The following is a 9,014-nucleotide window of genomic DNA, read 5'->3' as shown; positions in this document are numbered from 1 at the left end:
GGACTACAACGAAAACCACCCGCACTCAGGGCTGAAAATGCGCTCGCCCCGCGAGTTCATCGCAGCTGAAACCGCAACCGCCTGAGTGTCCGGTGAAATGGGGGCAAGACCACTGAAACTATGAAGTCTGGCGGCTCTATCTGAGGACCCCCACCACCCGCAGCATCCTGCGACAAATAGCTGTAATTCCAGTGGCCGCCAGCTTGGTATTTTCCCGCAAACTCTTGAAATAGAATTTGCGTCTCTAGATAAATCGGATCAGAGATGTGCAAGTACTCATCTCCACTTACGCCGACCGTCCATCCCACTATTGCTTGAAAGTGACCGCCACCACCGTTCCACCCTACCCGTGTTCCCACGGGCCGTCCGCTATTTACCTCTTGTTGGATTTTGGAGAAACTCATCGGTGACGGAACTAAGCCTACAAAGTTGTTCGTCAAAGCCATAGCCTCATGCAACCGCCACGGCTTATTGCATTTACTGCCGTCGGCAGCCCCAGAGCCGCAGCAATCGGAGCGGCCGAGGGCCGTATTGGCGACTTTGCATTGGGTCCACGAACTGGAGGAGTCGTAATATCGAGCAATGGAGTCGGTTACAGCCGCCCAGCACCAGTTCGATTGCAGTTGCGGAGCAACCGCAAAGCCCAAGCTGTGGGAGGTTGCACCTCCGCCTCCTCCGGCCGCGGCAATGTTACTCGTTTGTGGGAGTGCAACTGTTGTCGATGAACGTAGGACGGAAGGTATCCCCATGGAAGCCTCGGATCAGTTTATAAAAAGAACAGGAGGCAGAAAGACTATGGGAAGCTGGCATTTACGGTAGTCTGGACTCAATGGTGAGTCGGGCGTTTTGCGCGACGAAAGATATCCCATTTCCTCGTTCCTCCCAAGAGTGATAAGGGACGGCGAGACAGTCGTGCATTAAGGTGCCATGCCTTCTTGGGGATGTTGCCGGTTCTGCAGGACGCCGCCGACGTCGGACTTGTTCGACTCGCCCTTCCGCAGCCGCTTCAGCGTCGTCTCCGAACGCCTGGAGGAAGGCGAACGGGAACTCGGCGGCATCGAACGGCTGTTCGGCGAGCGCGGCGACGGCTTCTTCCATCTCTACAGTTCATTCCATCCTCAATCAGCCGGCAGCCCGCGAAGGCCGTTACCGTTCATAGCCGCCGTCATCCCGCCCCCGCCGACCACGGGTCTTCTCTGTATCCCGCCCTGTCTCGGCCTTGGGAGCTTTTCGCTCCTCTCGCTCGTCCTCCCTCTGCTGCGGACGATCTCGCTGAACCTCTGACTCCTGAGCCCGCCGCCCGAGCGCCACGTCGAGCCTGGCGCGCACGTCCTTCTCCTCGCCCGGCGGCTCCCCACCACCCCGCTCCTGCTCCCGGGCCAGCATCCGCCTGAGCCTGTCCCCGACGCTCTCGCCGGCCTCCGGCCCGTCCCGCTGCTTATCCAGGGCCGCCCGCATCGCAGCGAGCCCGGCGCTGACCCGATCCTGCCCCTCGTCGCGCGCCGCGCCATAAGCCTCCCGCGCCGCCTCGACCCGCTCGCGCAGCTCCTCGCGGAGCACGGCGAACACCCACCGCGCCTCCCGCGCCTCCTGCACCACCCGCCCGCGATCGGTCACGGGCTCATAAGCCCGTCCCTCCGCCTCGGCCTCCCGCGCCGCCCGCCGCTCCATCGCATTGACCGCCGGCCCGAGCTTCACCTCCGGCGCCCGATCCAGCTCCTCGGCCGCCACTAGGTCGCCGCGCTCCTCCGCCGCCTCGCGCTGCGCCTCGAGGCTGCGATGGTCGACCCTGTCCTCGGCCTCCACCCGCTCCAGCGCCTCGTTCTGCAGCTCGGCCCAGACGCCGCGCATCGCCTCGATCTCCGGCCCGCCGGTCTGCGCCGCATCGAGAACGCGAGTCTTCTTCCCGAAGCCGTCCTCGCCCACCACGCGGGTGGTGGTGAGCACATGGGCATGGTGGTTGCGCTCGTCGCCCTCGCGATGCGGCGCATGGATCGCCACGTCGGCGGCGACGCCGTAGCGGTCGACCAGCGCCTGGGCGAAGGCGCCGGCGATCTCGCGCCGCGCCTCGGCGCCGATCTCTGCCGGCAGCGCCAGCTCCCACTCCCGCGCCACCACGGCATTCCCGCGCACCTCCGCCGCCTCGGCCGCGTTCCACAGGCGCGCCCGATCATGCGCCCAATCCGGCGCCCCCTCGGGCGCCAGGATGAAGGCGTCCTCGATACCCTGCTTGCGGGAGTAGTCATGCACCCGCCCCTCGCGCTCGCAGGCGATGACGCCGCCGGAGCGATAGGCGGCGGCCGCAGTCGCCGATCGCCCGGCGCTGCGCTTCACCGTCTTCACCGCGAGATGGTAGCTCGCCATCAGGCGGCCGGGCCGTTGTGTAACGACACATCTGTCGTTACATTATCGCCATGACAGAGCTGCGGTTCACATGGGACGAGGCCAAGAACCGCGGCAACTGGCAGAAGCATGGGCTGGACTTCGAGGAAGCGGTCCGCGTCTTCGCCGATCCGCTGCACCTCTCGTGGCAGGACCGGATCGAAGACGGCGAGATGCGCTGGCAGACGATCGGGATGGTGGGCGGCACGACGCTGCTGCTCGTGGCCCACACCGTCCGCGAGGACGACGAGAACGGCAGGCCGGTCGAGGTGGTCCGTGTCATCTCGGCCCGCGCCGCCACCAGGCGGGAGAGACGGCGCTATGAAGACGGAGACTAGGCGACTGGACGAGCTTCCCGAGCTGACGGAGGAGCAGCGCGCTCGGCTCGCGCGCGTCGCGACGATGAGCGACGCGGAGATCGACACCGGCGACATCCCGGAGCTAACGGAAGCACAGCTCGCGGAGATGGAGCGCGGCCGGTTCTGGCGGCCGGTGAAGGAGCAGGTGACGACGCGCATCGACGCGGACGTGCTGGCCTGGCTCAAGGCGAGCGGCAAGGGATACCAGTCGCGGATCAACGCGATCCTGCGGGAGGCGATGCTGCGCGGCCGCTGAGCCCGCGACGCGGAAGCCGAGGCCGCCACCCGTGCGCCGCATCTGGTCAGGCGCGCGGCGGCCGCCCGCCCTTCTTGCCGATCCGGCCGACGCGCCCCAAGACGCAGGGAGGCCGGATCGGCAGGCGTCGGGGAGTGGGTGCCTCGGCACCCCGACCGGCGCCTTGGAGCGCGGGGCTTGCCGCTTCGTTCGGGCACGGAGGCGCACCGCGCCAAACGGAGACCGGGCGAAGCGGCAAGCCATGCGCGACCGACGCGATCCAACCGCGGAGGTTGGCCCTGGGAGGTCCAGGAGGCGCGGGGAACGGCCTCCTGATCCGTCGCGTCATGCCGCGGCGGATTGGGGAGCCGTCGGCGGGGGCACTGCCCCCCTGAGACCGCACGCAATTTGGAGCCGTAGGCGGAAAATTGCATAAGTGCGCCCTTCAACCTTTCCAAGGTCACGGGTAATCGTTAGACCCGGTCCTCGCAAGAGCCCTTGAACGTTCGTCTTTCTTCCACGTCGCAAGGCGGGGAACGGAGACGGCTCGGCTCCTGGCACCGCAGTGCAGACCACGAGGACGACACCATGGCGGAAACCGAGCTCGAACGCGCCGAGAAGCGCTTCGCCCAGGCAAGGGCGAGACTCCAGGCACTGCGGAACCGGGAAGCGACGAAGCAGAGGAAGCTCGACACCCGGCGCAAGGTCATCCTCGGTGGGGCGTTGGTCGACCTGGCCGTCCGCGACGACAATGCCGCCGCCATGCTCGACCGGCTGATCCGCAACCTCGCCCGCGAGCAGGACCGTTCGGCCTTCACTGGCTGGGACTGGCGCGAGGCTGGGAGCGGCGGTGCGGTCGCGGAGGAGGCGGGCGCTGCGGGTGCCGATGGTGATGCCCGGGCCGAGGATGTCTCGGCCCGGGCGCAGCGGGTTGCCGGGATCGTCTCGCCCGCAGGAGCGGCCTCCCCTGCCCTCTCGGCCGTCGCCACCCGGAGCTGATCGCCATGACCACGCTCGTGCGCGGCGCCCGCTGGGTCGCCGCTGCCTGCCTCTTCGTCGTCGGCGCGCCGATCGCGCTGCTCATGCTGGTCTTCTACGTCGGCGCCGCCATCGTGGGCGGGCTCTTCCTCTCGGTCTTCTTCGTGATGATCCTCGCCGGATTCTTCGGCCCGATCTCCAACCCGGTGCAGTGGCTGGTGGCGATCCCGACCGTCGCCGGCTGCGCGATCATCGGACTCTGGTTCTGGAGCGAGAAGCTCGGCGTCCGCGGACTGTTCCGTCGGGGCGCCGGCGACACCCACGGCTCGGCCCGGCTCGCGAACCCGAAGGAGATCGCGGCGAACCTCGCCGTCGGGGTCGAGGAGGACGGCCTGCTGATCGGCCGCGATCCGAAGACGAAGAAGCTCCTTGGCTACCACGGCCCGGCGCACCTGCTGACCCTGGCGCCGACCCGCGCCGGCAAGGGCGTCGGCACGGTGATCCCGAACCTGCTGCTCTCGGGGCGCTCGATGCTGGTGGTCGACCCCAAGGGCGAGAATGTCCGCGTCGCAGGCGCGATGCGCGCCGACTACGGCCCCACCTTCGTCCTCGACCCCTTCGGCGTCCCCGGCACCGCCGGCGCCAGCTACAACCCGCTCGACCGGATGACCGAGGGCAGCCTCGACCTCGGCGAGGACGCGAGCACGCTCGCGGCGGCGCTGGTGATCGACCCGCCCGGCCAGGCGGGGGAAGCCCACTGGAACGAGGAGGCCCGCGCCCTCATCGCCGGCCTGGTGCTGTTCTGTGTCGTCCACGAGGACGCGGAGCGCCGCCACCTCGGCACCGTGCGGGAATACCTGACCTTGCCCCCTGAGCGCTTCCGCGAGCTGCTCGCCCTGATGCAGGAGAGCCGGGGCGCCAATGGCCTGATCGCCCGCGCCGCGAACCGCTTCCTCGGCAAGGCCGACCGCGAGGCCGCCGGCGTCCTCTCCGGCGCGCAGCGCCACACCCACTTCCTCGACAGCCCGAGGATCGTCGCGAGCCTCGACCACTCCGACTTCCGCTTCGCCGATCTTCGCCACCAGATCGCCACAGTCTTCCTCGTCCTGCCGCCGAACCGCATGGACGCCTACAGCCGCTGGCTGCGGCTCCTCGTCTCCGAGGCCCTGGGGGACATCGCCCGCGACGCGGAGGCCGTCAGCGGCCCGGAGACGGCCTCTCAGGCCCACACAGCCCCGGAGAGCCCGCAGGACGCCGCAGGAGCGCCGCACGCCCCCACGGAGCCCCTGACGGCCGCCAGCGCCTCCCCTGCCCTCTCCGCGCCTCTGGCGCGCCCTGTGGCCGGCCCCCGGCTGCGGACGCCGACGCTGTTCCTGCTCGACGAGTTCGCCGCCCTCGGCCGTCTGGAGGCGGTGGAGCGGGCGATGGGGCTGATGGCCGGCTACGGGTTGCAGCTCTGGCCTATCCTGCAGGACCTGAGCCAGCTCCGCGACCTCTACGGCGCGCGGGCCAACACCTTCGTGGCGAACGCGGGCGTGCTGCAGGTGTTCGGGGTGGGCGACGTCGAGACGGCGCGCTGGCTGAGCCAGGCGCTCGGCAAGGCGACGATCGGCTACGAGACGGCCACGCATCGGCCCGGCGACATGCCTTCGACCGCCGAGCACGTCACCGGCCGCGAGCTGATGACCCCGGACGAGATCATGCAGCTGCCGCAAAGCCTCCAGCTCCTGCGCGTGCAGGGCATGCCGCCGGTGTTGGCGCAGAAGTTGCGCTACTACGCCGATCCCGAGTTCAGGGATCTGTTCATGCCGGAGGCCGGGTAATGAGCGCGCCGGTGAAGACACCCCCTGCCCCGTTCGAGGCAATGCAGCTGGCGGACACCCTCGACACGATGGGGCTGCTGGTGGCGAGCCTGTCGGATCGGATCGACGCCCAGGGCCGGATGCTGGAGCAGGTGCTGAAGACCGCGACCGAGGCCAGGGCGGCGGCCTTTGCTGCCGAGAAGGCGACCGACTGGAAGCGCAACGGCGATCTGATCAATGAGGGCATCGCCCGAGGACACCGGCAGGTGCAGATTCTGGCGACAATGGCTCAGGGTCAGCGGGAAGCGACGGACCGGGTGCTGAGGGAGCTGCGCCCCCTCATTGCCACCACTACCCCGAGAGAGCTGGAGAGCCGCGAGAAGTTGGAGCGGCTGCGGCGGTGGATGCCATTCATGCTGGCCGGCATGTTTGTGCTGGGCGGTGTGCTTGCGCGGATCGCGTCGGCCTTCAGTTGGTAGAGCCTTATCAGGGACTTATCCACAGACCTGGGTGTTAAATAGAGTTAGATTCTGTGTTACGGCAAAATTTTGCCGCGCAAGTCATTGGGAATAATCAATTAATTTGTCGACCCCGTGTGTAAAAGTACGAAAGGGTGTGTGTAAAAGTACGAAAGAGCGTGTGTAAAAGTACGAAAGGCCCTTAGGTGTGGGTGAAAGTACGAATAGCGCCCTTGGCATGCCGGCTCCTGCGGGTTAGTGTGGGTGAAAGTACGAAAGTTCGCTCGTGTCGGATCCCGCCCAACCTACCCGTTCCCCCCTCCTCCCCGATCGCTACCCCCAGGGAGATTTCTTCGTCTGCGACATCTTCGATGCCGTACCGAAAGCCGACATGGCCTCGATGGAGCACCCGATCTTTTCGCTCTCGACGAAGCCCGACACCCGCATCCGGGAATACGAGCACAACGGGATCAAGATCGTCATCAAGCCGTCAGTGGATGGCCTGGCCACTGTCCATGACCGCGATGTGCTGATCTACTGCATCAGCCAGCTGATGACCGCGCTCAATGAGGGCAAGGAAGTCTCGCAGGTGGTGCGGTTCCGCGCCCATGACATGCTGATCGCAACTAACCGTAATACGGCCGGGACCGGTTACGGCCAGCTCAAGGCGGCGCTGGAGCGCCTCGCAGGAACGCGGATCAGCACGAATATCGTCACCGGCGGCCAAGAGATTTTTCGGACCTTCGGGCTGATCGAAAGCGCCGAGATCGTCCGCCAGACGAGGGACGGCCGGATGCAGGAGGTCGAGGTCAAGCTTTCAGACTGGGTGTTCAACGCCATCCGATCGAAGGAAGTGCTGACGCTGCACCGCGACTATTTTCGCCTGCGCAAGCCCCTGGAACGCCGAATCTACGAACTGGCGCGTAAGCATTGCGGGGCACAGCGCGAATGGCGTGTCGGACTCGACATCCTGCAGAAGAAATGCGGTTCGGGATCCACGATCCGGGAGTTCCGCCGCTTGCTGACAACCGTTATCAAAGAAGATCAAACCCACCAGCATATCCCGGACTACGCGGTCAGTATCGACGATGAGGACATCGTGATCTTCACAAACCGCCAGCCCGGCCGGGGGATCGGGGGCCAAGCGGTTGCGCCTCCTCTCGACCCGGAGGTCTATGAGATCGCTCGCGCCCTCGCCCCCGGCATCGACGTTCATTTTCTGGAGCGGGAATGGCGCGACTGGCTGCCTGAGCCTCCTCACAGCCCAGAGGCGGCCTTCCTGGGCTTCTGCCGCAAGTGGGCGCACAACCGGAAGACTTCTGCATAATCAGGTAATTTTTTATACCGGATTTATATTATAATCAGGTTTATTTAATTACCTGATTTTTCTTTATAGAGCGCCCAAGCCTCTTCGATCACCACTCCCTGCTGAACGCCCCGGCGTCTGGCCTCGGCCGCAATCTCGTCGGAAACCTGTGGCATCACTTTGGCATGGACTTGGCCAGTTCGCGGGCTCGGCCGTCGCCCACGCCGCTTCTGGCCCTCACGGGGCACGAACCCCAGCTCGTTGCCAGCGTGGTCGACCTTCTCGATCGCCTGGGGGCTCTGGTCTTTCCCCCGCGCCTTGAGATTGCCGAGGTCGATCTGGAAGGGCTTGGCGTCGGCCATGTCAGACATTCCTTACGAGACGTTGATAGACCGCCTGGGCGAAGAGCGCGGCGTTCTCTCGCGCCGCCTCCATGTTGCCTTGCGCGGGCATGGTTCGCAGATCGCCCCCGAACTCGAAGAGCGCCGAGAAGGCGGCCCGCTCCATCAAAGGCGGCTCGATCAGATCGACGCCCTGCTCCGTCAGCGAAGCCTCGATCCCGCTATGCTGCCGGGACTTCACTCCCTTGGTCATCGTAAAGACCACCGCGTGAGCAATCTTCCGGTCGAGGGCCTCTTCCTCCTCAGCAATGAGCTGGAGCGCACGAACTCCGACCGTCGCGTCGAGCGTCGTGGCTCGCATTGGCGTGATGACCAGATCGGCCTGCGAGATCGCTCGAGACACGAGACGCGAGGCCACGCCCTCCAGGTCGACCAGAACGATCTGCCCGTCTTGGTCATGCTGCTTGATCGTGCGGACGATGTCCGACTCCGTGACGTCGCCGAGCAGCTGGATGCGAGAGGGCAGGGGGCTTCGGTCAGCCCAGAGCGAGAGAGAGCGGTTCGGGTCGCAGTCCAGCATGACGACCTCGGCTCCGGCGTGGGCCAGTTCGGTGCCTAGGAGCACTGCAGTCGTGGACTTGCCCGCGCCGCCCTTGGGGGAAGCGACAACGATCGTTGGCATCCGGTAACTCCAATTATCAGGTAATATTTTAAATCCGGTAATTAATAAGTCAACGACTTTATGGAGCGCGCTATCTGTTCGGAAGAGGTATTTCCGCCGGGCAATCAGGGGATGAGGCGGACCTTAACGTCCCCAACGACCCCGCGTTCGCCGGGCGGGGGCCTCGGCTTCAGTGAGAGGATTGCCGCCGGCGACGCCCGGAACCGCTTCGGTGCCAGGGCCCCTTTTTTTGGACACCGGCCGAGCGGCTTGTGGCGTCTTCGAAGGCGTGACAAGTTGGGCCCATTGTTTTCGACTGAGGGCTGGCCGTTGAGCGAGGATCTTGTTTCGGGCTTTCCCCGCCCTCTGGGGCGCTACGAGTGAGAGCGGCGGTGCAAAAACCGGCCACGGTAGCGGCGGGATAGTCCGGCCGCGGGCGGAGTAAAATCCGGCCACCTATTTCCCTTCTGCATTGAACGCAGGAGGGACAGG

Annotated in this window: 10 protein-coding genes; 6 read left to right on the top strand and 4 right to left on the bottom strand. The window is 65.9% G+C overall.

What is annotated here, in order from left to right:
• Positions 1–56: 56 nt before the first annotated feature.
• Together ACLJK8_RS20740 and mobQ are read right to left on the bottom strand one after the other, a co-directional pair.
• Positions 57–749 (bottom strand): papain-like cysteine protease family protein, encoded by a 693-nt coding sequence (locus tag ACLJK8_RS20740; protein ID WP_413152281.1) that lies wholly within the window; start codon positions 747–749, stop codon positions 57–59.
• Between the two features lie 397 nt (positions 750–1,146).
• Complete coding sequence (gene mobQ / locus ACLJK8_RS20735) at positions 1,147–2,364, bottom strand: MobQ family relaxase (RefSeq protein ID WP_413152279.1); 1,218 nt, start codon at positions 2,362–2,364, stop codon at positions 1,147–1,149.
• Positions 2,365–2,414: 50 nt separating this feature from the next.
• Here mobQ and ACLJK8_RS20730 point away from each other — a divergent pair, with 50 nt between their 5' ends.
• From ACLJK8_RS20730 to ACLJK8_RS20705, 6 genes are all read left to right on the top strand, one after another.
• Positions 2,415–2,720, top strand: a complete 306-nt coding sequence (locus ACLJK8_RS20730; protein ID WP_413152277.1) for a BrnT family toxin — start codon at positions 2,415–2,417, stop codon at positions 2,718–2,720.
• Positions 2,704–2,997, top strand: a complete 294-nt coding sequence (locus tag ACLJK8_RS20725; RefSeq protein WP_413152275.1) for a BrnA antitoxin family protein — start codon at positions 2,704–2,706, stop codon at positions 2,995–2,997. The genes ACLJK8_RS20730 and ACLJK8_RS20725 overlap by 17 nt, the downstream gene beginning before the upstream one ends.
• A 567-nt stretch (positions 2,998–3,564) precedes the next feature.
• Positions 3,565–3,975, top strand: a complete 411-nt coding sequence (locus ACLJK8_RS20720) for a mobilization protein (RefSeq protein ID WP_413152273.1) — start codon at positions 3,565–3,567, stop codon at positions 3,973–3,975.
• A 5-nt stretch (positions 3,976–3,980) separates the two neighbouring features.
• The gene (locus ACLJK8_RS20715) at positions 3,981–5,777 is read left to right on the top strand and encodes a type IV secretory system conjugative DNA transfer family protein (RefSeq protein ID WP_413152271.1); all 1,797 of its coding nucleotides are present in this window, start codon (positions 3,981–3,983) and stop codon (positions 5,775–5,777) included.
• Positions 5,777–6,235 (top strand): hypothetical protein, encoded by a 459-nt coding sequence (locus ACLJK8_RS20710; protein ID WP_413152270.1) that lies wholly within the window; start codon positions 5,777–5,779, stop codon positions 6,233–6,235. Before ACLJK8_RS20715 ends, ACLJK8_RS20710 begins: the two co-directional genes overlap by 1 nt.
• A 265-nt stretch (positions 6,236–6,500) precedes the next feature.
• Positions 6,501–7,541, top strand: a complete 1,041-nt coding sequence (locus tag ACLJK8_RS20705) for a replication initiator protein A (protein ID WP_413152268.1) — start codon at positions 6,501–6,503, stop codon at positions 7,539–7,541.
• Between the two features lie 44 nt (positions 7,542–7,585).
• Here ACLJK8_RS20705 and ACLJK8_RS20700 read toward each other — a convergent pair whose 3' ends face one another.
• Both ACLJK8_RS20700 and ACLJK8_RS20695 read right to left on the bottom strand, forming a co-directional pair.
• The gene (locus ACLJK8_RS20700) at positions 7,586–7,882 is read right to left on the bottom strand and encodes a chromosome partitioning protein ParB (protein ID WP_413152266.1); all 297 of its coding nucleotides are present in this window, start codon (positions 7,880–7,882) and stop codon (positions 7,586–7,588) included.
• Position 7,883: 1 nt separating this feature from the next.
• Positions 7,884–8,543 (bottom strand): ParA family protein, encoded by a 660-nt coding sequence (locus ACLJK8_RS20695; RefSeq protein ID WP_413152264.1) that lies wholly within the window; start codon positions 8,541–8,543, stop codon positions 7,884–7,886.
• Positions 8,544–9,014 lie beyond the last annotated feature (471 nt).

The sequence above is a fragment of the Amaricoccus sp. W119 genome, from assembly GCF_047275745.1.
Taxonomy (GTDB): Bacteria; Pseudomonadota; Alphaproteobacteria; order Rhodobacterales; family Rhodobacteraceae; genus Amaricoccus.
Note: the sequence above shows the minus strand (reverse complement) of the source record. Positions and strands in the feature narration are given on the sequence as shown.

Coding starts and splice junctions, on each gene's coding strand:
- ACLJK8_RS20740 (WP_413152281.1), bottom strand. CDS start 749: ATGGGGATACCTTCCGTCCTACGTTCATCGACAACAGTTGCACTCCCA.
- mobQ (WP_413152279.1), bottom strand. CDS start 2,364: ATGGCGAGCTACCATCTCGCGGTGAAGACGGTGAAGCGCAGCGCCGGG.
- ACLJK8_RS20730 (WP_413152277.1), top strand. CDS start 2,415: ATGACAGAGCTGCGGTTCACATGGGACGAGGCCAAGAACCGCGGCAAC.
- ACLJK8_RS20725 (WP_413152275.1), top strand. CDS start 2,704: ATGAAGACGGAGACTAGGCGACTGGACGAGCTTCCCGAGCTGACGGAG.
- ACLJK8_RS20720 (WP_413152273.1), top strand. CDS start 3,565: ATGGCGGAAACCGAGCTCGAACGCGCCGAGAAGCGCTTCGCCCAGGCA.
- ACLJK8_RS20715 (WP_413152271.1), top strand. CDS start 3,981: ATGACCACGCTCGTGCGCGGCGCCCGCTGGGTCGCCGCTGCCTGCCTC.
- ACLJK8_RS20710 (WP_413152270.1), top strand. CDS start 5,777: ATGAGCGCGCCGGTGAAGACACCCCCTGCCCCGTTCGAGGCAATGCAG.
- ACLJK8_RS20700 (WP_413152266.1), bottom strand. CDS start 7,882: ATGGCCGACGCCAAGCCCTTCCAGATCGACCTCGGCAATCTCAAGGCG.
- ACLJK8_RS20695 (WP_413152264.1), bottom strand. CDS start 8,543: ATGCCAACGATCGTTGTCGCTTCCCCCAAGGGCGGCGCGGGCAAGTCC.